At 60.5% G+C, this 22,083-nt stretch carries 24 protein-coding genes; 22 read left to right on the plus strand and 2 right to left on the minus strand.

The genetic code is table 11. The annotated features are described in order from the left end of the window. Nucleotides 1-17: 17 nt before the first annotated feature. From fliQ to ACZZZU_RS22665, 17 genes are all read left to right on the plus strand, one after another. A complete protein-coding gene (gene fliQ, locus ACZZZU_RS22585; RefSeq protein ID WP_110618444.1) occupies nt 18-287 on the plus strand; it encodes a flagellar biosynthesis protein FliQ in 270 nt (89 codons plus the stop codon). Nucleotides 288-290: 3 nt separating this feature from the next. Then, on the plus strand, nt 291-1,067 hold the full coding sequence (gene fliR, locus ACZZZU_RS22590) for a flagellar biosynthetic protein FliR (protein ID WP_463551863.1): 777 nt from the start codon (nt 291-293) through the stop codon (nt 1,065-1,067). A 3-nt stretch (nt 1,068-1,070) separates the two neighbouring features. Beyond that, nucleotides 1,071-2,207 carry a flagellar biosynthesis protein FlhB gene (flhB, locus tag ACZZZU_RS22595; RefSeq protein ID WP_463382282.1) on the plus strand — a complete coding sequence of 379 codons (1,137 nt, stop codon included), beginning with the start codon at nt 1,071-1,073 and terminating at the stop codon, nt 2,205-2,207. Nucleotides 2,208-2,614: 407 nt separating this feature from the next. Then, nucleotides 2,615-4,732 (plus strand): flagellar biosynthesis protein FlhA, encoded by a 2,118-nt coding sequence (flhA, locus tag ACZZZU_RS22600; RefSeq protein ID WP_122497295.1) that lies wholly within the window; start codon nt 2,615-2,617, stop codon nt 4,730-4,732. A gap of 15 nt (nt 4,733-4,747) precedes the next feature. Beyond that, nucleotides 4,748-6,079, plus strand: a complete 1,332-nt coding sequence (gene flhF / locus ACZZZU_RS22605) for a flagellar biosynthesis protein FlhF (RefSeq protein ID WP_463382283.1) — start codon at nt 4,748-4,750, stop codon at nt 6,077-6,079. Nucleotides 6,080-6,193: 114 nt separating this feature from the next. Beyond that, complete coding sequence (fleN, locus tag ACZZZU_RS22610; RefSeq protein WP_108097029.1) at nt 6,194-7,024, plus strand: flagellar synthesis regulator FleN; 831 nt, start codon at nt 6,194-6,196, stop codon at nt 7,022-7,024. Further along, complete coding sequence (fliA, locus tag ACZZZU_RS22615) at nt 7,021-7,767, plus strand: RNA polymerase sigma factor FliA (RefSeq protein ID WP_162998629.1); 747 nt, start codon at nt 7,021-7,023, stop codon at nt 7,765-7,767. Before fleN ends, fliA begins: the two co-directional genes overlap by 4 nt. 84 nt (nt 7,768-7,851) lie before the next feature. Continuing rightward, nucleotides 7,852-8,226, plus strand: a complete 375-nt coding sequence (locus tag ACZZZU_RS22620) for a chemotaxis response regulator CheY (protein WP_176947307.1) — start codon at nt 7,852-7,854, stop codon at nt 8,224-8,226. 19 nt (nt 8,227-8,245) lie between these two features. Continuing rightward, nucleotides 8,246-9,034, plus strand: a complete 789-nt coding sequence (locus tag ACZZZU_RS22625; RefSeq protein ID WP_122496980.1) for a protein phosphatase CheZ — start codon at nt 8,246-8,248, stop codon at nt 9,032-9,034. Nucleotides 9,035-9,045: 11 nt separating this feature from the next. Further along, nucleotides 9,046-11,301 (plus strand): chemotaxis protein CheA, encoded by a 2,256-nt coding sequence (locus tag ACZZZU_RS22630; RefSeq protein ID WP_463551864.1) that lies wholly within the window; start codon nt 9,046-9,048, stop codon nt 11,299-11,301. Nucleotides 11,302-11,433: 132 nt separating this feature from the next. Continuing rightward, on the plus strand, nt 11,434-12,579 hold the full coding sequence (locus tag ACZZZU_RS22635) for a protein-glutamate methylesterase/protein-glutamine glutaminase (RefSeq protein WP_463551865.1): 1,146 nt from the start codon (nt 11,434-11,436) through the stop codon (nt 12,577-12,579). Continuing rightward, the gene (locus ACZZZU_RS22640; RefSeq protein WP_463551866.1) at nt 12,579-13,319 is read left to right on the plus strand and encodes a flagellar motor protein; all 741 of its coding nucleotides are present in this window, start codon (nt 12,579-12,581) and stop codon (nt 13,317-13,319) included. The genes ACZZZU_RS22635 and ACZZZU_RS22640 overlap by 1 nt, the downstream gene beginning before the upstream one ends. A gap of 14 nt (nt 13,320-13,333) precedes the next feature. Next, on the plus strand, nt 13,334-14,206 hold the full coding sequence (motD, locus tag ACZZZU_RS22645) for a flagellar motor protein MotD (RefSeq protein ID WP_463382286.1): 873 nt from the start codon (nt 13,334-13,336) through the stop codon (nt 14,204-14,206). 50 nt (nt 14,207-14,256) lie between these two features. Then, complete coding sequence (locus tag ACZZZU_RS22650) at nt 14,257-15,045, plus strand: ParA family protein (protein WP_122496990.1); 789 nt, start codon at nt 14,257-14,259, stop codon at nt 15,043-15,045. 87 nt (nt 15,046-15,132) lie between these two features. Beyond that, nucleotides 15,133-16,167: a CheW domain-containing protein gene (locus tag ACZZZU_RS22655; protein ID WP_463551867.1), complete on the plus strand. Its 1,035-nt coding sequence runs from the start codon at nt 15,133-15,135 to the stop codon at nt 16,165-16,167. 90 nt (nt 16,168-16,257) lie between these two features. Beyond that, complete coding sequence (locus tag ACZZZU_RS22660; RefSeq protein WP_122451109.1) at nt 16,258-16,737, plus strand: chemotaxis protein CheW; 480 nt, start codon at nt 16,258-16,260, stop codon at nt 16,735-16,737. A gap of 3 nt (nt 16,738-16,740) precedes the next feature. Continuing rightward, nucleotides 16,741-17,145 carry a DUF2802 domain-containing protein gene (locus tag ACZZZU_RS22665; protein WP_122451110.1) on the plus strand — a complete coding sequence of 135 codons (405 nt, stop codon included), beginning with the start codon at nt 16,741-16,743 and terminating at the stop codon, nt 17,143-17,145. A 102-nt stretch (nt 17,146-17,247) separates the two neighbouring features. On the opposite strand, the gene ACZZZU_RS22670 is transcribed toward ACZZZU_RS22665, so the two are convergent. Beyond that, a complete protein-coding gene (locus ACZZZU_RS22670; RefSeq protein ID WP_122496992.1) occupies nt 17,248-17,571 on the minus strand; it encodes an EscU/YscU/HrcU family type III secretion system export apparatus switch protein in 324 nt (107 codons plus the stop codon). Beyond that, nucleotides 17,568-19,139, minus strand: a complete 1,572-nt coding sequence (gene fliK, locus ACZZZU_RS22675; protein ID WP_463551868.1) for a flagellar hook-length control protein FliK — start codon at nt 19,137-19,139, stop codon at nt 17,568-17,570. Before fliK ends, ACZZZU_RS22670 begins: the two co-directional genes overlap by 4 nt. 201 nt (nt 19,140-19,340) lie before the next feature. On the opposite strand from fliK, the gene ccmA reads away from it, so the two are divergent. From ccmA to ccmE, 5 genes are read left to right on the plus strand one after another with little or no spacing between them, the layout of a single operon-like run. After that, on the plus strand, nt 19,341-19,976 hold the full coding sequence (gene ccmA, locus ACZZZU_RS22680) for a cytochrome c biogenesis heme-transporting ATPase CcmA (RefSeq protein WP_122496996.1): 636 nt from the start codon (nt 19,341-19,343) through the stop codon (nt 19,974-19,976). After that, nucleotides 19,973-20,644, plus strand: a complete 672-nt coding sequence (gene ccmB, locus ACZZZU_RS22685; protein WP_122496998.1) for a heme exporter protein CcmB — start codon at nt 19,973-19,975, stop codon at nt 20,642-20,644. Before ccmA ends, ccmB begins: the two co-directional genes overlap by 4 nt. Before the next feature lie 16 nt (nt 20,645-20,660). Then, nucleotides 20,661-21,425: a heme ABC transporter permease gene (locus ACZZZU_RS22690; protein ID WP_162998634.1), complete on the plus strand. Its 765-nt coding sequence runs from the start codon at nt 20,661-20,663 to the stop codon at nt 21,423-21,425. Continuing rightward, on the plus strand, nt 21,422-21,598 hold the full coding sequence (gene ccmD / locus ACZZZU_RS22695) for a heme exporter protein CcmD (protein WP_122451116.1): 177 nt from the start codon (nt 21,422-21,424) through the stop codon (nt 21,596-21,598). Before ACZZZU_RS22690 ends, ccmD begins: the two co-directional genes overlap by 4 nt. Next, entirely contained in the window at nt 21,595-22,077 is a 483-nt protein-coding gene (gene ccmE, locus ACZZZU_RS22700) for a cytochrome c maturation protein CcmE (protein ID WP_122497000.1), read from the plus strand. Before ccmD ends, ccmE begins: the two co-directional genes overlap by 4 nt. The last annotated feature ends 6 nt before the right edge of the window (nt 22,078-22,083 follow it).

Genomic DNA, 22,083 nt, shown 5'->3' on the forward strand with positions numbered 1-22,083 from the left:
GGGCCGGGAGAACGCACATGACCCCAGAAGTAGCGGTAGACCTGTTTCGCGAAGCGCTGTGGCTGACTGCCGTGATGGTGGCCATTCTGGTGGTGCCGAGCCTGGTGGTCGGCCTGATCGTCGCCATGTTCCAGGCGGCCACGCAGATCAACGAACAAACCCTGAGCTTTCTGCCACGCCTGCTGGTGATGCTGGTGACCTTGATCTGGGCGGGCCCCTGGCTGATTCGCTCGTTCATGGAATACATCACCAACCTCTACACCAACATTCCGTTCCTGATCGGCTAAGCCATGTTTGAGCTGAGCGGTGAGCAGATCGGCGGCTGGGTGGGCGGTTTTCTGCTGCCGTTTTTCCGCATCGCCGGCTTGCTGATGACGATGCCGATCATCGGCACGCAGCTGGTGCCGATGCGCGTGCGCATCTATCTGGCGCTGGCCTTCACCCTTGTGATCTACCCCAGCCTGCCGCCTGCGCCCGCCGTCGATGCGTTGAACCTGGCCACGGTGTTTCTGGTAGCCAAGGAAGTGCTCGTCGGGGCGATGTTCGGCTTTGTGCTGCAATTGTTCTTTCATGCATTTGTGGTGGGCGGGCAAATTCTTGCCACGCAGATGGGCTTTGGTTTTGCCTCCATGGTCGACCCCACCAACGGCGTGTCGGTGGCGGTCATCGGGCAGTTTTTCACCATGCTGGTGACGCTGTTGTTCCTGGCCATGAACGGGCATCTGGTGGCGTTTGAAATCCTGGCCGAAAGCTTTGTGACCATGCCTATCGGCACCGGCCTGACCAGCAACCACTACTGGAACATCGCCACCAGTCTAGGCTGGGTGTTGGGCGCCGGTTTGTTGCTGGTGTTGCCGGCCATTACTGCGCTGTTGATCGTTAACATCGCGTTTGGTGTGATGACGCGGGCGGCGCCGCAGCTGAACATTTTCTCGATTGGTTTTCCGCTCACCCTGGTGATGGGCTTTGTGATCATTTGGATCAGCCTGTCGGACTTTCTCTCTCACTATCAACTGATGGTCAGCGATGCCCTGCAGTTGCTACGCGAATTGGTACAGGCGAAATAGGCCATGGCCGAGAACGAGAATGGCGCGGAGAAGAGTGAAGAGCCCACGGACAAGCGACGCCGCGAGTCGCGAGAGAAGGGCCAGATCGCGCGCTCGCGCGAGCTCAATACCTTTGTCGTGCTGGTGGCGGGCGTTGGCGCGCTGATGAGCTACGGCGGCGCCATGGGCGATGCCATGGCCACCATCATGAAAGAGAATTTCTCCCTCAGCCGCGAGCTGTTGATGGATAACGGCAGCATGGCGCTGCAATTTGAAAATGCCATTTACATCGCCTTAATGGCGCTGTTCCCGTTCTTCGTCGTGCTGCTGGTGGCCTCGATTCTTGGGCCGATTGGCCTGGGTGGCTGGCTGTTTTCGCCGCAGTCGATGGCGCCCAACTTCGGGCGGCTCAACCCGCTGCCTGGGATCAAGCGCATGTTCTCGGCCAAGGCTGGTCTGGAGCTGCTCAAAGCCCTGGCCAAGTTCGCCTTGGTGCTGATGGTGGCGCTGGCGGTGCTCAACGCCGACAAGCGCGACCTGTTGGCCCTGGCCCATGAACCGCTAGAAGCGGCGATCATGCACAGCATCACGGTGGTCGGGCGCAGCGCCATGTGGATGGCCTGGGGGCTGATCTTCATTGCGGCGGTGGACGTGCCATTCCAGCTCTGGGACAACCGGCAAAAAATGCTGATGACCAAGCAGGAAGTGCGCGACGAATACAAAGACAGCGAGGGCAAGCCCGAGGTCAAACAGCGCATTCGCCAGATGCAGCGGGAAATGGCCGAGCGCCGCATGATGGCCGCCGTGCCCCAGGCCGACGTGGTCATTACCAACCCGACGCACTTTGCCGTCGCGCTCAAGTACGACCCGCAGCAAGGCGGGGCGCCGGTGCTGCTGGCCAAAGGTGGCGACTTTGTGGCGCTGAAGATTCGCGAGATCGCCAACGAACACAAAGTGATGGTGCTGGAATCGCCTGGCCTGGCGCGGGCGATTTTCCACTCCACTGATCTGGACCGCGAGATTCCGGCGGGGCTTTATCTGGCGGTGGCGCAGGTGTTGGCCTACGTCTACCAATTGCGCCAATTCCGTTCAGGCAAAGGCAAGCGGCCTGATCCCCTGAAAGATCTGCCCATTCCGCCAGACCTGCGTCGCGACGAATAGCCAATCGAGGCTGAAGCCTCTCCCACAGGTTCGCGAGTTCCATTGTGGGAGAGGCTTCAGCCTCGATTGGCCGGACCTGAAAACAAAGAACCTTGCCTCCCTTAAAGAAGTTGGACGACTTCTTGCAAATCCCACAGGCTCGCGAATTCCATTGTGGGAGAGGCTTCAGCCTCGATTGGTCGGACCTGAAAACAAAGAACCTTGCCTCCCTTCAAGAAGTTGGACGACTTCTTGCAAATCCCACAGGCTCGCGAATTCCATTGTGGGAGAGGCTTCAGCCTCGATTGGCCGGACCTGAAAACAAAGAACCTTGCCTCCCTTCAAGAAGTTGGACGACTTCTTGCAAAAGCCCCGCTAGCGACGCGTTTGCGTCAAAAGTTTGAATGGCGAGGAATGGGCTTGTGGCAATAGATCGCGCACAACTGATCGGGGATTTTCGGGGCAACCTGGCGGGGTTGCGTCAGGGCAATATCGGCATTCCGCTGTTGCTGGTGGTCATGCTCGGTATGGTCATGCTGCCGGTGCCGCCGTTCATTCTGGACGTGCTGTTTACCTTCAGCCTGGCGCTCGCCATCGTCGTGCTGCTGGTGGCGATCTACGCCTTGCGACCGCTGGATTTCGCCGTATTCCCGACCATTTTGCTGGCCGCTACGCTGCTGCGGCTGGGGCTCAACGTGGCCTCGACCCGCGTTGTATTGCTGCACGGTCAGGAAGGCCACGACGCGGCCGGTAAGGTGATTCAGGCCTTCGGTGAGGTGGTGATCGGCGGTAACTATGTGGTCGGTATCGTGGTGTTCGCGATTTTGATGATCATCAACTTCGTCGTAGTGACCAAGGGTGCCGGCCGTATCTCCGAGGTGAGCGCGCGCTTCACCCTCGACGCCATGCCCGGCAAGCAAATGGCGATTGACGCCGACCTCAACGCTGGCCTGATCGATCAGGCGCAAGCCAAGCTGCGCCGCAGCGAAGTATCGCAAGAGGCCGACTTCTACGGCTCCATGGACGGTGCGAGCAAGTTCGTACGCGGTGACGCCGTTGCCGGTCTGCTGATTCTGTTTATCAACCTGATCGGTGGCATGGCCATCGGTATCGTCCAGCACGACCTGAGTTTTGGCGACGCCGGCCGCATCTACACCTTGCTGACTATCGGTGACGGTTTGGTGGCGCAGATTCCATCGCTGCTGCTGTCCACCGCTGCCGCGATCATGGTGACCCGTGTTTCCAGCTCGGAAGACATGGGCCAGCAAGTTACCCGGCAAATGTTCGCCTCACCGAAAGCCTTGGGCGTGGCGGCCGGGCTGATCATCGCCATGGGCCTGGTGCCCGGCATGCCGCATTTCTCGTTCCTCAGCTTCGGCCTGGTTGCCGCTGCCGGCGCTTACTGGATCGCCAACAAGCAACGCAAAGCCAAAGTCGCCGAAGTGGCGGAAGTGCAGCGCCAACAGGAACTGCTGCCAGCCCAGCGCGCCCAGGAAGTGAAAGAACTCGGTTGGGACGACGTAACGCCGGTGGACATGGTGGGCCTGGAAGTGGGTTATCGCCTGATTCCGCTGGTGGACCGTAACCAGGGTGGGCAGTTGCTGGCGCGGATCAAAGGCGTGCGCAAAAAGCTCTCACAAGAGATGGGCTTCCTCATGCCCTCGGTGCACATCCGCGACAACCTCGATTTGCAGCCCAACGCCTACCGTTTGACGCTCATGGGCGTAAGCCTGGCCGAAGCCGAGATCTACCCGGATCGCGAATTGGCGATCAACCCTGGCCAGGTGTTCGGCACGCTCAACGGCGTGGCCGCCAAAGATCCGGCGTTCGGTCTGGAAGCGGTGTGGATCGACCAGTTCCAGCGCGATCAGGCGCAGTCGTTGGGCTACACCGTGGTGGACGCCAGCACCGTGGTCGCCACGCACCTGAATCAGGTGCTGCACAAACATGCCCATGAATTGCTCGGCCACGAGGAAGTGCAGCAACTGCTGCAGTTGCTGGCCAAAGGCTCGCCGAAACTGGCGGAAGAACTGGTGCCGGGCGTGGTGTCGCTGTCGACCCTGCTCAAGGTCCTGCAATCGTTGCTGCAAGAGCAGGTACCGGTGCGGGATATCCGTTCCATTGCCGAAGCCATCAGCAACGTGAAGAGTCAAGATCCCGCCGCCATGGTGGCCGCAGTTCGCGTCGCGCTGTCGCGCTCAATCGTCCAAGGCATTGTGGGACTAGAGCCGGAGCTGCCTGTGATCACCTTGGAACCCAGGTTGGAACAGATATTGCTCAATAGCCTACAGAAGGCCGGTCAAGGCTCCGAGGATGGCATTCTTTTGGAGCCGAGCATGGCCGAGAAGCTGCAGCGTTCCCTGGTGGACGCCGCGCAACGCCAGGAAATGCTCGGTAAGCCAGCGATTCTGCTGGTAGCCGGTCCGGTTCGGGCGATGCTCTCGCGGTTCGCACGGTTGGCAGTACCGACCATGCACGTGTTGGCGTACCAGGAAATCCCAGACAACAAGCAGGTCACCATCGTTGCCACGGTGGGTCAGAACTGAACTGAGGCTTAGGTCATGCAAGTTAAACGCTTTTTCGCCGCCGATATGCGTCAAGTCATGAAGTTGGTTCGCGATGAGCTGGGCGCCGATGCGTCCATCATCGGCACGCGCCGTGTCGCCGGAGGCGTGGAACTGACCGCGGCCCTGGACTACCAGGCGCCGGTGATGCCTGCCCGCCAGCCGAACCCTGAGCTTGAGAACGAGCTGCGTCGCACGCAGTCGATGCTGGTGTCGGCGCAAGCCGATCTGGCGACCCGTGTGGCCGGCGAAAAAATGAAAGACGGCCAGTTGTTCGCCAATGAATCGATCGTTGCGCCAGAATTGCCGGCCTCGTTCGTGCGCCCAGAGCGGCCAAAACCGGCTGCCGCGCCTGCGCCAGAACCTGCGAAGGCGGTGGCAACCGACCAGCGCAGCCTTGATGCCATGCGTTTCGAATTGAACGGCCTGCGCGAGCTGATTGAAGTGCAACTGGGCTCGATGGCCTGGGGTCAGATGCAAAGTCGCCGTCCGCAACAGGCTGCGCTGTGGCGTCGTCTGCAACGCATGGGCTTGCCGGCAGAATTGTCGCGCGTGTTGTTGGAACGGGTGTCTGCCGTGTCCGAGCAGCGTCAGGCCTGGCGCATGATTCTTGCGCACCTGGCACACGCGATCAAAACGCCGAAAGTCGAGCCGCTGGAAGAGGGCGGGGTGATCGCGCTGGTTGGCCCGGCTGGTATGGGTAAAACCACTACACTGGCAAAAATGGCGGCGCGTTATGTTTTGAAATACGGCGCGCAACACGTGGCGCTGGTGAGCATGGACAGCTACCGCATCGGTGCTCAGGAACAGCTGAAAACCTTGGGCCGCATTCTTAATGTGTCAGTGACCCAGGTGGACCCCGGTACCTCGTTGACCCAAGCGCTGGAGCCGTTGGCGCGCAAGCGTGTGGTGCTGATCGATACCGCTGGCTTGCCGGGCAATGATCCGGCGCTGCACATGCAGTTGGAAACCTTGGCGGGTCGTGGGGTCAAATCGAAAAATTATCTGGTGCTGGCCGCTACCAGCCAGAGCCAAGTGCTCAAGGCGGCCTACCATAGCTATAAGCGTTGCGGTCTGACTGGCTGTATTCTTACCAAGGCCGATGAAGCGACCAGTTTGGGCGAGGTTTTAAGTCTGGCTATAAGCCAGCATCTACCGGTAGCCTATCTGGCAGACGGTCCGCGCATTCCAGATGACTTGCACGTTCCACGCAGTCATCAGTTGGTGAGCCGCGCCGTGAGTTTGCAGGCGCCTCAGGAGCCCAGCGAAGACGCCATGGCCGACATGTTCGCCGGGCTGTACCAGAACCCGGCGCGTCGCGCAGGCTGATTCGCTGTAGAGCAAGGCAGTAACGAAATTTAGTCGTTCAGGTGGGCCCGGTGCCGGGCCTGAACGTAATCAGCCAAGTGGCCTCAGTCGAGCTAGACAAGGTGTGTAGATAACATGGGTATGCATCCCGTACAGGTGATCGCGGTGACTGGCGGCAAGGGTGGCGTCGGCAAGACCAATGTATCGGTCAATCTTTCCCTGGCCCTGGCTGACCTCGGTCGGCGTGTGATGCTGATGGACGCCGACCTGGGCCTGGCTAACGTCGACGTGCTGTTGGGCCTGTCGGCCAAGCGCACCCTGGCCGACGTCATCAGTGGCGAATGCGAACTGCGCGACGTGCTGCTGCAAGGGCCGGGCGGCATCCGCATCGTGCCGGCAGCCTCTGGCACGCAAAGCATGGTGCAGCTCACGCCCATGCAACACGCTGGCCTGATTCAGGCGTTCAGCGACATCAGTGACAACCTCGACGTATTGGTGATCGACACCGCCGCCGGTATCGGCGATGCGGTGGTGAGCTTTGTGCGCGCGGCCCAGGAAGTGATTGTGGTGGTGTGCGATGAGCCCACTTCCATCACCGACGCCTACGCCCTGATCAAACTGCTGAACCGCGACCACGGCATGAGCCGTTTCCGCGTACTCGCCAATATGGCGCACAGCCCACAGGAAGGTCGCAACCTCTTTGCTAAGCTGACCAAAGTGACTGATCGTTTCCTCGACGTCGCCTTGCAATACGTCGGCGCTGTGCCTTACGACGAGTCGGTACGCAAGGCGGTACAGAAGCAACGCGCAGTTTATGAGGCCTTCCCTCGCTCCAAGTGCGCGCTGGCATTCAAGGCCATCGCGCAGAAGGTCGACACCTGGCCGTTACCAGCCAATCCGCGTGGGCACTTGGAGTTCTTCGTGGAGCGTCTGGTCCAGCAACCGCTTGCTGATACGGCCGTATGACATCAGGCAATGGGCTCCGTATGTATAGCAAGGCACAGGCGCAGGACTCCCAGCACCAGTTGATCGAGCGTTACGCGCCTCTGGTCAAACGCATCGCCTACCACTTGCTGGCACGTTTGCCGGCAAGCGTGCAGGTGGAAGATCTGATCCAGGCCGGCATGATCGGTCTGCTTGAAGCGTCAAAGAAATACGACTCCAGCAAAGGCGCCAGTTTTGAAACTTTCGCCGGCATTCGCATACGTGGATCTATGCTGGATGAGGTACGCAAGGGCGATTGGGCACCGCGTTCGGTGCACCGCAACAGTCGCATGGTCAGTGACGCAATCCGAAAAATTGAAGCCCGAACGGGTAGAGACGCTAAAGATCAAGAAGTTGCGGCCGAACTCCAATTGAGTCTCGAGGATTACTACGGCATTCTTGGCGACACTTTGGGCAGCCGCTTGTTCAGTTTCGACGACCTTCTTCAGGACGGCGAGCACACAGGTCTGCGTGAAGACGCTGGCATTACCCACTTCGAGCCTTCGCGCGATCTGGAAGATGAACGCTTCCAATCGGCATTGGCGGCGGCCATCTCTGGACTGCCTGAACGTGAACAGTTGGTGTTGTCGCTGTATTACGACGAAGAACTGAATCTCAAGGAAATTGGCGAAGTGCTGGGGGTCAGCGAATCGCGGGTCAGCCAGTTGCATAGCCAGTGTGCCGCTCGTTTGCGTGCACGCTTGAGCGAGTGGCGCGCTAGCTGAGCGGCACTGCCAGTTTCTCGATTCAACGCGCATCCAGGTGCTGGGTGCGTTTAGGACTGTACGGAGGTCGACTTGGACAAAAACATGAAAATCCTCATCGTTGACGACTTCTCAACGATGCGACGGATCATCAAGAACCTCTTGCGTGACTTGGGATTCACCAACACCGCTGAGGCTGATGACGGAACCACCGCTTTACCCATGCTGCAAAGCGGCAGCTTCGACTTTCTCGTCACTGACTGGAACATGCCGGGTATGACCGGTATCGACCTGTTGCGTGCGGTTCGCGCCGATGACCGTCTCAAGCACCTGCCGGTGCTGATGGTGACCGCCGAGGCCAAGCGCGATCAGATTATCGAAGCGGCGCAGGCCGGGGTGAATGGCTACGTAGTGAAGCCGTTCACAGCTCAAGTGCTGAAAGAGAAGATCGAAAAAATCTTCGAGCGTGTTAACGGCTGATCCCGGCCGTGGGGGCAATATGGCGCACGACGATCTACCCATGGGCGACCTTGAGTCGTCCCTAAAATCCAATGCCCGCGAGCTCGTTGATAGCCTTGAAAAAGGTAATTTTGGCGAAGCGGTGCAGCTCATTCATGAGCTCAACAAAGTGCGTGATCGTGGTCTTTACCACGAAGTGGGAAAACTGACGCGTGAGCTGCACAACGCCATCGTCAACTTCCAACTTGACCCACGCGTTCCACATGCCAAGGAAGTGTCGCAAATCACCGATGCCACCGAACGCCTGAACTATGTCGTGACGATGACCGAGAAAGCGGCCAATCGCACCATGGATCTGGTGGAGCAGAGTGCGCCGCTGGTTAACGATCTCAACGATGAAGCCACTGCGCTGGGCGCCGACTGGGGTCGCTTTATGCGCCGCGAGTTGGGTGCCGAAGCGTTCCGCGAATTGGCCAAACGCATCGAACTGTTTCTCGCCCGAAGCGAACGTGACAGCAGCAAATTGTCGGGGCACCTCAACGACATTTTGCTCGCCCAGGATTACCAGGACCTCACCGGTCAGGTGATCAAGCGCGTTACGCAACTGGTTACCGAAGTGGAAAGCAACCTGCTGAAACTGGTGCTTATGGCCAGCCAAGTGGACCGTTTCGCAGGTATCGAGCACGACCATGCCGTGCTGCGCGCCGAGCAAGAACAACAAAAAGAGCCTTCTCATGGTGAAGGTCCGCAGATTCATGCCGATAAGCGTGAAGACGTCGCTTCCAATCAGGACGACGTGGACGATCTGCTATCAAGCTTGGGATTCTAGGGAGCACACAGATGAGCTTCGGCGCCGATGAAGAAATCCTCCAGGACTTCCTGGTAGAGGCCGGCGAAATTCTTGAGCAGTTATCGGAACAATTGGTCGAGCTGGAAAGCCGCCCGGATGATTCCAATCTGCTCAATGCGATTTTCCGCGGATTCCACACCGTCAAAGGTGGCGCCGGCTTCCTCCAGCTCAATGAGCTGGTGGAGTGCTGCCACATTGCCGAAAACGTGTTCGACATCCTGCGCAAGGGTGAGCGGCGCGTTGACTCGGAATTGATGGACGTCGTTCTCGAAGCTCTTGATGCCGTCAACGGCATGTTTTCTGAAGTGCGCGAACGCACCACGCCGACACCGGCTACGCCAGAGCTGTTGGCGGCGCTGGCGCGTTTGGCCGAGCCGCAGAGCGCCGCAGAATTGGCCGGTGCGACTGCCGAACCAGAGGCTGAACCCGAACCCGACGTTGCCGAGGCGCCCGTTGCGGCAGAGGCCTCTGGCGATATCACCGACAGCGAATTCGAGCAGTTGCTCGATGCCCTGCACGACGAGCCCAAAGCGCCCGTGGCAGCTGCCAGCGGTGATGAAATTACCGACGACGAATTCGAATCGCTGCTCGACCAGTTGCACGGCAAGGGCCAGTTCGCTGTTGCCCCGGCCGCGCCCGCTGCGCCGGTTAGCGCACCGCCTGCCAGTGCAGCCCCGGCTGCTGCCGGTGGTGGCGATGAAATTACCGACGACGAATTTGAAGCGCTGCTGGACCAGTTGCATGGCAAAGGCAAATTTGTTGAGCCCGTCGCTGAACCGCAAGCACCCGCCGCGCCAGTAGCAGCGGCAACGCCGGCGGCGAGTGGCGCTGGCGACAACATTACCGACGACGAATTCGAAGCCTTGCTGGATCAACTGCACGGCCAAGGCAAATTCGTAGAACCCGCTGCCCAGGCGCCAGTGCCGGCCGCCGCCGCGCCGGCGAAAGCCGCTGCACCTGCGCCCAAGCCTGCCGCGAAAGCCGAGCCGGCCAAACCTGCCGCCCCGGCTAAACCTGCCGCTGCGCCGGCCCCTGCGCCCGCTGCTGCTGCCGCTGATAAAGCCGGCCCAGCTGCCGAAGCGGAAACCACCGTGCGCGTCGACACCGCGCGGTTGGACGAAATCATGAACATGGTCGGCGAGTTGGTGCTGGTGCGTAACCGTCTGGTGCGCCTGGGGCTTAACAGCGGCGACGAGAACATGTCCAAGGCCGTATCCAACCTCGACGTGGTCACGGCGGATCTGCAAACCGCGGTGATGAAAACCCGCATGCAGCCCATCAAGAAAGTGTTCGGGCGCTTCCCACGTCTGGTTCGCGATCTGGCCCGTAGCCTTAAGAAAGAAATCAACCTGGAGCTGGTCGGTGAAGAAACCGACCTCGACAAAAACCTGGTTGAGGCACTGGCCGACCCGTTGGTTCACTTGGTGCGCAACTCGGTCGACCACGGCATCGAGTCGCCGGAAAAACGCGAAGCCGCCGGCAAAAGCCGTGGCGGCAAAATCGTGCTGTCGGCGCAGCAAGAGGGCGACCACATCCTGCTGTCGATTTCGGACGACGGCAACGGCATGGACCCCGACGTCTTGCGCGCCAAAGCGGTGGAGAAGGGCGTGCTCGATAAAGACGCCGCCGACCGCCTCAGCGAAGCCGAATGCTACAACCTGATTTTCGCGCCGGGCTTCTCGACCAAAACCGAGATTTCCGACGTGTCGGGCCGTGGCGTGGGCATGGACGTGGTGAAAACCAAGATTTCCCAGCTCAACGGCATCATCAACATTTACTCGGCCAAAGGCCAAGGCACCAAAATCGTCATCAAGGTGCCGCTGACCTTGGCGATCATGCCGACCTTGATGGTCATGCTCGGCAACCAGGCGTTTGCGTTCCCGCTGGTTAACGTCAACGAAATCTTCCACCTCGACCTGTCGCGCACCAACGTGGTCGACGGTCAGGAAGTGGTGATTGTGCGGGACAAAGCTTTGCCGCTGTTCTACCTCAAGCGCTGGCTCATCAGCAGCGCCCAGCACGAAGAGCAGCATGAAGGCCATGTAGTGATTCTGTCGGTGGGCACGCAGCGTATCGGCTTTGTCGTCGATCAGTTGGTGGGCCAGGAAGAAGTCGTGATCAAGCCGCTGGGCAAGATGCTCCAAGGCACTCCGGGAATGTCCGGGGCCACCATTACAGGTGATGGGCGCATTGCCCTGATTCTGGATGTGCCGAGCATGCTCAAGCGTTACGCACGCCGCATCTGATGCGGTGTGTCACTCAGCGTAGATAAGGCATGGAGCGTGGCATTTACGGGACGTAAATAAGCGCTCCGCCTGCTTGCGCAGCACCAAGCGCGACGGCCCAACCGGGCCTCGGGCGGGTTCAAAGGAGCGGTTATGGCAGTTAAGGTTCTGGTGGTGGACGATTCCGGCTTTTTCCGCCGGCGTGTCTCGGAGATTCTCTCCGCCGACTCGAATATCCAGGTCGTTGGCACTGCCACCAATGGTCGCGAAGCGATCGATCAGGCCCTGGCCCTCAAGCCTGACGTGATCACCATGGACTACGAAATGCCGATGATGGATGGCATTACGGCCGTGCGTCACATCATGCAGCGCTGTCCCACTCCGGTACTGATGTTCTCCTCGCTCACCCACGAAGGCGCGCGTGTCACGCTCGATGCGCTGGATGCCGGTGCGGTTGATTTCCTGCCGAAGAACTTCGAAGACATCTCGCGCAATCCCGAGAAAGTCAAACAACTGCTGTGCGAGAAGGTGCATACCATCGCCCGCAGCAACCGCCGCTACAGCGGTATGCCTGCTGCCGCGCCGGCACCTGCGCCCAGTCATGCGCCTGCCGCCAGCTCTTCCAGCACCGCCACCAGCACCGCCACCAGCAGCACGCCTGCGCGCCCCGCGCCAGTTGCGCCACGGCCGGCTGCTGCAGCGCCTGCTGCCAGCTCTAGCGCAGCGCCCAAGCGCAAGGCTTACAAGCTGTTGGCCATCGGCACCTCGACCGGCGGCCCGGTTGCGCTGCAACGGGTACTGACCCAGCTGCCGGCCAACTTTCCCGCGCCCATCGTGCTTATTCAGCACATGCCGGCCGCCTTCACCAAGGCGTTTGCCGAGCGCTTGGACAAACTGTGCAAAATCAGCGTGAAAGAAGCGGAAGACGGCGATCAATTGCGCCCCGGCCTGGCCTTGCTGGCACCCGGCGGCAAACAGATGATGGTCGACGGCCGTGGCACGGTGAAAATCCTGCCGGGCGACGAGCGCCTTAACTATCGCCCCTGCGTAGACATCACCTTCGGCTCCGCCTCTAAAGCCTATGGCGACAAAGTGCTCGCCGTGGTGCTCACCGGCATGGGCGCCGACGGTCGCGAAGGCGCGCGCCTGCTCAAGCAGGGCGGAAGCCAGGTGTGGGCACAAGACGAAGCCAGTTGCGTGATTTACGGCATGCCCATGGCCATCGTGAAAGCCAACCTCGCAGACGCGGTTTACAGCCTTGATGACATCGGTCGACACCTGGTGGAGGCCTGTGTCTGATGGATGTACTTAGCCTTATCGGGGTGATTTTGGCGTTCGTTGCCATTCTGGGGGGCAACTACCTGGAAGGCGGCCACGTCGGCGCACTGGTCAATGGCCCGGCTTTTCTGATTGTGGTGGGCGGCACCTTGGGCGCGGCGTTTCTGCAAACGCCGATGTCGGTGTTCAAGCGTTCGCTGGCCGTGGTGCGCTGGATTTTCTTCCCGCCGCGCATCGACCTGGCTGGCGGCATCAGCCGCGTGGTGGGTTGGAGCATGACGGCGCGAAAGGAAGGCCTGCTCGGTCTGGAAGCGGTCGCTGACGTCGAGGCTGACCCTTACGCCCGCAAAGGTTTGCAATTGCTGGTGGACGGCGCCGAGCCCGAAGCCATTCGCAGCATTCTCGAAGTCGATCTCTACACCCAGGAAGGCCGCGATATTCAAGCCGCCAAGGTGTTCGACAGCATGGGCGGCTACTCGCCCACCATCGGCATCATCGGCGCGGTCATGGGCCTGATTCATGTGATGGGCAACCTGGCCGACCCGAGCATGCTGGGCAGCGGCATCGCCGTGGCGTTTGTCGCCACCATCTACGGCGTGGCGTTGGCCAACCTGTTTTTTCTACCCGTGGGCAACAAGCTCAAAGCCATCGCCTTACGTCAGTCGCGTTACCGGGAAATGCTCCTGGAAGGCATTCTCTCGATTGCCGAGGGTGAGAATCCGCGCTCCATCGAGCTCAAGCTGCAAGGCTTCATGGACTAAAGGTCGGGCTCACTATGGCGCGTCGGCGGCATCAGGAAGAACACGAAAATCATGAACGTTGGCTGGTGTCCTACGCCGACTTCATTACGCTGCTGTTCGCCTTTTTTGTGGTGATGTATTCGATTTCGTCGATCAACGAAGGCAAGTACAAAATTCTTTCCGACACGCTGGTGGGCGTCTTCAATCAGCCGGACCGCGCCGTCAAACCGATTCCGGTCGGCGAAGAGCGGCCGCTGACCACCGAGCCGGAAAAGATGCAGGACCAAGACGAAGCCCACGGCGAAGACCCGAGCAAGGCCCTGCAAGAAATCAGCGACGCGGTAAAAACGGCATTTGGCGACCTGATCAAAAGCGATGAATTGAAGGTGCGTGGCAACGAGTTGTGGATTGAAATCGAGCTGAACTCAAGCCTGCTGTTTCCCAGCGGCGACGCGATACCCAACGACACCGCCTTCACCATCATTGAAAAAGTTGCCAAAATTCTGGCGCCTTACGAGAATCCGATTCATGTGGAAGGGTTCACAGATAACCTTCCGATCAAGACCGCGCAATTTCCTACGAACTGGGAGTTGTCTACGGCGCGGGCAGCTAGCATTGTAAGAATGATGGCCATGGATGGCGTTAACGCCGGGCGCCTGGCAGCGGTCGGTTATGGAGAGTTTCAGCCAATCGCGGATAACGCGACGGCAGAGGGAAGAGCGCGCAACCGCCGGGTGGTTCTGGTGGTGTCACGCAACTTGGATGTGCGGCGCAGTGTGAGTGGTGTAGGCAGTGGCCATGCACAGCCCGACGCCGCGTTAGAGCGGGCTGGCACACAACCTGCACAACCGCCTGCGGTGCAGCCGCCTTCGGGCGGTGCTGTCAATTCCCCGTCGCCGGCCCCTTAGGTTGGCGCTTGTTCTCGGTAAGCCCTTGGTGCGCCGGGAGGATAACGAACATGAGAGTCTGGGCAGTAGCCAATCAAAAAGGTGGGGTCGGCAAGACCACCACAAGCATCGCACTCGCAGGGCTGTTGGCCGATGCGGGCAAGCGTGTGGTTGTGGTCGATCTCGATCCACATGGCTCCATGACGAGCTATTTCGGGCATGACCCCGATTCGCTGGAGCACAGCGCATTCGATTTGTTCCAGCACCAAGGCAGTGTGCCGCAAGGGTTGCCGGGGCAATTGTTGCTGCCCACCAGCCATCCGCTTATTTCGCTGATGCCCTCCAGCACGGCGCTCGCCACCCTTGAGCGTCAGTCGCCGGGGCAGAGTGGCCTGGGCCTGGTAATCGCCAAAAGCCTGGCGCAGCTGTGGGATGACTTCGACCACGCCATCATCGACAGCCCGCCCTTGCTTGGCGTGCTGATGGTGAATGCCTTGGCCGCCAGTCAGCAGTTGGCCATTCCGGTACAGACCGAGTTTCTCGCCGTGAAAGGTTTGGAGCGTATGGTCAGCACGCTGGCGATGATCAACCGTTCGCGCAAACAAGCGCTGCCGTACACCATCGTGCCGACCCTGTTCGACCGCCGCACCCAGGCCTCGTTAAGCACCTTGCGCACCCTGCGCAATGCCTACCCGGACCACCTGTGGCCGGCTTACATTCCGGTCGACACCCGTTTGCGCGACGCCAGTCGGGCCGGGCAGACGCCTTCACAATTCGATGACAAGAGCCGGGGTGTACTGGCGTATCGCGCGCTGCTCAAGCATTTGCTCAGCCATGAACTCTCTGCGCAGGTCGCATAGCATGGCGATTTTTGCTATCAGGGCTGGCTCAAGTCTGCAGCGCATGCTGCCGATATATGAGTCAGTCCATTTCACCAGGTTTGTTCTATGAGTCGTCCTACCGCCACCGCTAATCGCCCGCAGCTGGCCTTGCAGTCCTATCTGGACGGCTTGCTGCAGGAAGCGGCTGCCGAACTGGCCGACGCGTTTCCCGCTGAGCCGCTGAGCCTTGCCGTCGTTGCGCCAGCACCGGCACCGGCACCAGTTGCCGCACCCGTGCGTGCGGTGCAGCCAGCGCCCGTCAGCAAACCGGCGCCGGTTGTGGTTGAGTCCGACGCCGTTTCCCTCGATGAATTCGAAGCCGCCGTGCTGGAAGAACAGGTGCGCGACGCGCGTCTGCAAGCGCCGCCTGTGGCTGCTCGACCTGCTGCGGTAAAGCTGGAACGGCCAACGCTGGTCCTGCCCACCCTGGAAATGCCCAAGCCACTGCTGATGCCAACCTTGCTGGTCGAGCAGGCTGAACCAGTCGCGGAAAAACCGATTGAAGCAAAACCCGTCGTCGAAAAACCTGTGGTGCTCGCGCCGCCGGTGGTCGAGTCGGTGGTCGAGCAGCAAATTCAGACCGACATGACGCCAACGCCGCCGCCGTTGAAATTAGACGGTCAGCCGAGCTGGGGCGAAGAGCCGTTCGAATGCCTGCTGTTCGACGTTGCCGGCCTGACGCTGGCCGTGCCGTTGGTGTGTTTGGGCTCGATCTACCCGCTGGTCGGCCAGGAGCTGACGCCACTATTTGGCCAGCCCGACTGGTTCCTCGGTATCCTCCCGTGCCAGGCTGGCAACCTTCGCGTGCTCGACACCGCGCGCTGGGTGATGCCCGACCGCTACCGCGATGATTTCCGCCAGGGCTTGCAGTATGTGATTTCCGTGCAAGGCTACGAATGGGGCCTGGCGGTGCATCAGGTCAGTCGCTCGATTCGCCTGGACCCCAAAGAGGTCAAGTGGCGCAGTCAGCGCAGCCAGCGGCCTTGGCTGGCAGGTACCGTTATCGAACATATGTGTGCGTTGGTGGATGTGGCCGTTTTGGCCGAGTTGATCGCCAGCGGCGCCGCCAAGCGCTTAGGCAGCGATGGTCGCGTGCAGTAACCGATTGAACGGCCCCGCAAATCGGGGCGCTAAAGTAAACGGCGGGTTACACCCGTACGCCATGACAGTGGCATTGATGAGGCTAGGGATATGAAGAAAACGTCCGCGCAAGGTTCCGAAGATCCCATTCTGCAATGGGTGACGTTCCGTCTGGATAACGAAACCTACGGCATCAACGTGATGCAGGTGCAGGAAGTGCTGCGCTACACCGAAATCGCCCCGGTGCCGGGTGCCCCTAGCTACGTGCTGGGCATCATCAACCTGCGCGGCAACGTGGTGACCGTGATCGACACCCGCCAGCGCTTCGGCCTGGACTCCGGTTCGGTTACCGACAACACCCGTATCGTCATCATCGAAGCCGACAAGCAAGTGGTTGGCATCATGGTCGACAGCGTTGCTGAAGTGGTTTACCTGCGCCAATCGGAAGTGGAAACCGCGCCTAACGTCGGCAACGACGAGTCGGCCAAGTTCATCCAGGGCGTCTGCAACAAGAACGGCGAACTGCTGATTCTGGTTGAGCTGGACAAAATGATGTCCGAAGAAGAGTGGTCCGAACTGGAGAGCATCTAACCCATGCTCGACATCGCGCTGTTGGTGCTTGCCCTGGCTTGCGTCTCGCTGGGCGGCACCTGCATCTGGCTGGCGGGACGACAGCGAGAATTCGCTCGTCAGTTCGAACACCAGGCACAGCGCGACGCACTGCGCGACCAAGCCATCAAAGAACTGAAAAAGCGTTTGGACACCTACCTCACCGGTAGCATCCGCATGGGTGAAGAGCTCTACGAATTGCGCCGCACCCTGGCGCCGATTCCAGACAAACTCAGCCAGATTGAACAGCGCGACCCCAGCAATCTCTCCTTCACCCAGGCAGCGCGTTTAGTCGGCCTGGGCGCCAGTGTCGACGACCTCACCCAATCCTGCGGCCTCAGCCGCGCCGAGGCGGAGCTGGTGAGCAAGTTGCATCAAGCCAAGCGCTAAAGCCGCCTGTGCTGTAGGAGCCAGCTTGCTGGCGAACCCTGCAAACCTCGGCAATTACCGTTTCCAGGATTCGCCAGCAAGCTGGCTCCTACGACGGACGCGTTAATCCAGCAACCGCTGCGGCGTGACATCTTTCTCGCCGCCATCATCCGGGGTAAACCCTTCCGGGCATTTGCCTTTCAAGTACCACGCAAACGCGATGATCTCGGCCACGCTGCGGTACAGCTCTTCGGGAATCGAATCCCCTAATTCCATGCGCGCGAGCAGGCGCACCAGTTCGGCGTTTTCGTAAATCGGCACTTCATATTCCCGAGCCACGGCCAGAATGGCTTCCGCCAATTCATCGTCGCCCTTGGCGGTGAGGCTCGGTGCGCTCTTGCCGTCGTAGTTGAGCGCAATGGCCTGGCGGGGAGCTTCACGTTTCATGCTTTTTCGTCAATCCAGCGTTGTTCGAGGGTGGTGCGCGGGCCTTGCGGCGGCACGCCTTGCTGGCAGGCCAGTTCGCCGACATTCAAGCCGGCAGCGGTCAGGCGATCACGCAGCGTGCCCAGTTCGTTATCGATCAGGTTCACGGTGCTGGCCCGTTCTGCCCACAGCTGGCTGGTCAGGCTGCCGCGCGCCAGCTGCGCCTGAACTTGCAGCGGGCCCAGCGGCGGAATGTCGAAGGCCAATTCGATGCGCCACACCGGCTCCTGCTGCTGACCTTTCTTGCCGCCCTTGCCCGATTTCTCTTCCTCTTGCGCATCTTCACGCTGCATTTTCAGTTGCAGCGGCACTAGGTCTTGCCCGTTGCGCATGGGAATTTCCATCTGCCAAGTGGTTAGCAGATTGCCTTCCGGCGTTAGCTGGCTCTGCGCCAGGCTCGATAGTTGATGCGTCTGCAAGCGGGCCACGGCGGCGGCGGCGAGTTTGAGCAGGCCTTCCAGGTCGCCCTCGTTTTCCATTTCCTGTTGCAGCTTGCTTGGCAGCGGGAAAGTCAGTCCTTGCTGCTTAACGCCGGTTTGCCCCAGCGCGCCGAGGGCGTTGCGCAGAAACACCGGCAACGCCTGGCCGAGATTGGCGCCGATGTTGTTCGGGTTGATGGCCGCGCCGCTGGGCAGTGCCGGCAGAATTTGCGCGATCAGGCGCAGCAGGTTGGCTTTCATGTCTTGCGAAAGCCCGGCGGTGTTGCCACTGAGCAGTTTGGCTTCGAGGAACATGCCGCTCTTTTCCAGCGCTTGCGACAGGCCTTTGGAATCGCTCAACTGCGCGCCGTCGGGCAGCGAGCCAAGCAACTTATCGATGGCGCCGCGCATGCCTTCGGGCAGGCCTTCCTTGCCGCTCAGGCCTTGCAGCGATTTCAGCAGATTCTCCAGCGAGCCTTGACGCGCTTGCTGACTGCCCAACTGTTGGCCCAGCTCAAGTTGATCGAGACGGCCGCTGAGTGGCAGAAAGGTCAGCGATTGGTTGCTCTGCACCTGCGCGGTCAACAGGCTGCCGACGGGCAAGTTCAGCGGCGTTTCAATCGACAATTTACTGCCGGCCAACGGCGTGTTGAGCAGGGCGACCAGCACTTTATTCAGCACCTGCAACGTTTGCGGCTGCACAAACGGTTGGCTGGACTCGACCTTGCCTTGAATCACCGTGCCCGGCGGCATGGCCTCGCCATCTAGGCTGGTGAGCGGATTGCCGCCAGCGGCCACCTGCATCAGCACGGACAAACGCGTATCGGAAAGCGCCGTCACCGCCACGGTGCTGCCTTGGATCAGCGGTTGGCTGGTGGTTGCCTGCACGGTGGCTTGCTGGCCGCCGTTCACAGTCAGCCTGAGCAGCACTTGTTGGAAGTTCTGCGCCAGGTCTTTCACGCTGACCACTTCGGCGGTGGTGCTATCGCCTACCGCCAGCAGGTTGCCCAGCGGCTGCAAGAGTTTCACCGCCGCATCGGTCACCGAGGTGTTCGGGCGTGGGGTCGGCGCAACGGGGGAGAGTGGGCGAGTGCTACTGATTTCGCTCATCGGCGGTTTACAACCTGTCGAAAAAGCCAGCTTCGAGGGGCGGGCGTGACATGTATAATGCCGCCCCGTCCGGGTCGGCCGTGCAAGTGGCTTGCCTGAGTATAGCGGCCAAGCTTGCCTGGACTTGATAGCAAAAGCAGCGCCAGAACCAGCCCGTCCGGAATTTTCCTCCGGCCCCTTAGCCCGCAGGTCAGCCTAACCTTGAAGAGCCCCTTCCTCGAAGCTGTAGCACTCGCCTGTGAGCGGGACTGGCGCATGCTTTTCGAACAGTTGGAGCTGCGGTTGGCGGCTGGCGACATGCTGCAAGTTAGCGGTCCCAATGGCAGCGGCAAAACCAGCCTGCTGCGCTTGCTCGCCGGGCTGATGCAACCGACCGCTGGCGAAGTGTTGCTCAATGGTCAGCCGCTGACCACGCAACGCAACGAGCTGGCCCGCAACCTGTTATGGCTTGGCCACGCGGCAGGCATCAAGGGTTTGCTTACCGCTGAAGAAAACCTCACCTGGCTCTGCGCCCTGCATCAACCGGCCACGCGCGATGTCATTTGGCAGGCGCTGGAACAGGTGGGTTTGCGCGGTTTTGAAGACGTTCCCTGCCACACCCTGTCTGCCGGCCAGCAGCGTCGCGTTGCCCTGGCGCGCTTGTACCTGAACCCACCACCGTTGTGGATCCTCGACGAACCGTTTACCGCGCTGGATAAAACCGGCGTCACCCAACTCGAAGCCCATTTGGCCGAGCACTGCGAACACGGCGGTATGGTGCTGTTGACCACGCACCACACCTTGGCGCACCGGCCAAGCGGTTACCGCGAATTGGACCTGGGGCAGCGCCGCCCATGAGCAACGTCTTCACCTTGTTGGTTGCCCGCGAGGCGCGCTTGCTGTTCCGCCGTCCGGCTGAGCTGGCCAACCCGTTAGTGTTCTTCGCCATTGTCATCGCCTTGTTCCCGCTGGCCGTTGGCCCTGAAAGCCAACTGCTGCAAACCCTGTCGCCCGGGTTGATCTGGGTGGCGGCGCTACTGGCGGTTTTGCTCTCGCTGGACGGGCTTTTTCGCAGCGATTTTGAAGACGGTTCGCTTGAGCAGTGGGTCCTTTCGCCGCACCCGTTGGCTCTTCTGGTATTGGCCAAGGTGCTGGCACACTGGCTGTTTTCCGGTCTGGCGCTGGTGCTGCTGGCGCCCTTGTTGGCGCTGATGCTGGGCTTGCCGGGGCACTGCATTCCCGTGCTGCTCGCCACTTTATTATTGGGAACGCCGGTGCTCAGCCTGTTGGGCGCGGTGGGTGCGGCGCTCACCGTCGGCCTCAAACGCGGTGGCCTGTTACTGGCGCTGCTGATTCTTCCGCTTTATATCCCCGTGCTGATTCTCGGCAGCGGGGCGCTGCAAGCCGCGTTGCAGGGCTTACCAGTGATCGGTTACTTGCTGTGGATGGCCAGCCTTGCTGCCTTGGCCGTTACCCTGACACCTTTTGCGACCGCCGCAGGCCTGGCCATTAGCGTCGGCGAATAAAAATGACGTGGTTACCCTGATGAATTGGACTTGGTTTCACAAATGGGGCTCGCCCAAATGGTTCTACCAGATCAGCGGCCGCTGGCTGCCCTGGTTGAGCGTGGCGGCCGTTCTGCTTATTGCCACCGGTCTGGTCTGGGGCCTGGCCTTCGCGCCGCCGGATTACCAGCAGGGCAACAGCTTTCGCATCATCTATATCCATGTGCCGGCCGCCATGTTGGCGCAGTCGTGCTACGTGCTGCTGGCGATTGCCGGTCTGGTCGGGCTGGTATGGAAGATGAAAATCGCCGACGTCGCCCTGCAATCCGCCGCGCCCATTGGCGCCTGGATGACCGCCATCGCGCTGCTCACCGGCGCCATCTGGGGCAAGCCGACCTGGGGCTCGTGGTGGGTATGGGACGCGCGCCTGACCTCCATGTTGATTCTGCTGTTCCTTTATTTCGGCATCATCGCTTTGGGCAACGCCATCAGTAACCGCGACAGCGCCGCCAAGGCTTGCGCCGTGCTGGCGCTGGTGGGCGTGGTGAATATTCCGATCATCAAATACTCGGTGGAGTGGTGGAACACCCTGCACCAGGGCGCCACGTTCAAAATCACCGAACGTCCGGCCATGCCGTCGGAAATGTGGATTCCGCTGTTGCTGATGGTGCTCGGTTTCTACTGCTTCTTCGGCGCCGTGATGCTGATGCGCATGCGCCTGGAAGTGCTCAAGCGCGAAGCCCGCAGCAGTTGGGTGAAAGCCGAAGTGGCGCAACAGATTGAAAAAGGAGGCGTGCGATGAGCTTTGCCTCGTTCAGCGAGTTTCTCGCCATGGGCCACCATGGTGTTTATGTCTGGACCGCCTATGGCATCAGCCTGGCGGTGTTGGCGCTCAACGTCGCGCTGCCGGTTCTGGCGCGCCGTCGTTATCTGCAAGAAGAGGCGCGCCGTTTGCGCCGGGAGAGTCAGAAGTGAATCCGCTGCGTAAAAAGCGCCTGTTGATCATCCTCGCCATCGTCGCGGGCGTCGGCATTGCCGTTGGCCTGGCGTTGAGCGCCCTGCAGCAGAACATCAACCTGTTCTACACACCCACGCAAATCGCCAACGGCGAGGTGCCGCATGACACCCGCATTCGTGCCGGCGGCATGGTGGAAAAAGGCTCGCTGGTGCGCAGCGGCGATTCGCTGGACGTGCAGTTCGTGGTCACCGACTTCGCCAAAAGCGTGACCATTCGTTATCGCGGCATTCTTCCCGACCTGTTCCGCGAAGGGCAGGGCATCGTCGCCCTCGGCAAGCTGAATGCCGACGGCGTGCTGATCGCCGACGAAGTGCTGGCCAAGCACGACGAAAAATACATGCCGCCCGAAGTCACCAAAGCGCTGAAAGACAGCGGCCAATCGGCGCCCCAAGATGGCGCCGCCTATGCCCCGGCAAGTGGAGATAAACAACCATGATGGCCG

It is taken from the genome of Pseudomonas sp. AC136 (assembly GCF_979258585.1).

Bases quoted from the DNA above. Each gene is read 5' to 3' on its own strand.
- fliQ (WP_110618444.1), top strand. From the start codon at position 18: ATGACCCCAGAAGTAGCGGTAGACCTGTTTCGCGAAGCGCTGTGGCTG.
- fliR (WP_463551863.1), top strand. From the start codon at position 291: ATGTTTGAGCTGAGCGGTGAGCAGATCGGCGGCTGGGTGGGCGGTTTT.
- flhB (WP_463382282.1), top strand. From the start codon at position 1,071: ATGGCCGAGAACGAGAATGGCGCGGAGAAGAGTGAAGAGCCCACGGAC.
- flhF (WP_463382283.1), top strand. From the start codon at position 4,748: ATGCAAGTTAAACGCTTTTTCGCCGCCGATATGCGTCAAGTCATGAAG.
- fleN (WP_108097029.1), top strand. From the start codon at position 6,194: ATGGGTATGCATCCCGTACAGGTGATCGCGGTGACTGGCGGCAAGGGT.
- fliA (WP_162998629.1), top strand. From the start codon at position 7,021: ATGACATCAGGCAATGGGCTCCGTATGTATAGCAAGGCACAGGCGCAG.
- ACZZZU_RS22620 (WP_176947307.1), top strand. From the start codon at position 7,852: ATGAAAATCCTCATCGTTGACGACTTCTCAACGATGCGACGGATCATC.
- ACZZZU_RS22625 (WP_122496980.1), top strand. From the start codon at position 8,246: ATGGCGCACGACGATCTACCCATGGGCGACCTTGAGTCGTCCCTAAAA.
- ACZZZU_RS22630 (WP_463551864.1), top strand. From the start codon at position 9,046: ATGAGCTTCGGCGCCGATGAAGAAATCCTCCAGGACTTCCTGGTAGAG.
- ACZZZU_RS22635 (WP_463551865.1), top strand. From the start codon at position 11,434: ATGGCAGTTAAGGTTCTGGTGGTGGACGATTCCGGCTTTTTCCGCCGG.
- ACZZZU_RS22640 (WP_463551866.1), top strand. From the start codon at position 12,579: ATGGATGTACTTAGCCTTATCGGGGTGATTTTGGCGTTCGTTGCCATT.
- motD (WP_463382286.1), top strand. From the start codon at position 13,334: ATGGCGCGTCGGCGGCATCAGGAAGAACACGAAAATCATGAACGTTGG.
- ACZZZU_RS22650 (WP_122496990.1), top strand. From the start codon at position 14,257: ATGAGAGTCTGGGCAGTAGCCAATCAAAAAGGTGGGGTCGGCAAGACC.
- ACZZZU_RS22655 (WP_463551867.1), top strand. From the start codon at position 15,133: ATGAGTCGTCCTACCGCCACCGCTAATCGCCCGCAGCTGGCCTTGCAG.
- ACZZZU_RS22660 (WP_122451109.1), top strand. From the start codon at position 16,258: ATGAAGAAAACGTCCGCGCAAGGTTCCGAAGATCCCATTCTGCAATGG.
- ACZZZU_RS22665 (WP_122451110.1), top strand. From the start codon at position 16,741: ATGCTCGACATCGCGCTGTTGGTGCTTGCCCTGGCTTGCGTCTCGCTG.
- ACZZZU_RS22670 (WP_122496992.1), bottom strand. From the start codon at position 17,571: ATGAAACGTGAAGCTCCCCGCCAGGCCATTGCGCTCAACTACGACGGC.
- fliK (WP_463551868.1), bottom strand. From the start codon at position 19,139: ATGAGCGAAATCAGTAGCACTCGCCCACTCTCCCCCGTTGCGCCGACC.
- ccmB (WP_122496998.1), top strand. From the start codon at position 19,973: ATGAGCAACGTCTTCACCTTGTTGGTTGCCCGCGAGGCGCGCTTGCTG.
- ccmD (WP_122451116.1), top strand. From the start codon at position 21,422: ATGAGCTTTGCCTCGTTCAGCGAGTTTCTCGCCATGGGCCACCATGGT.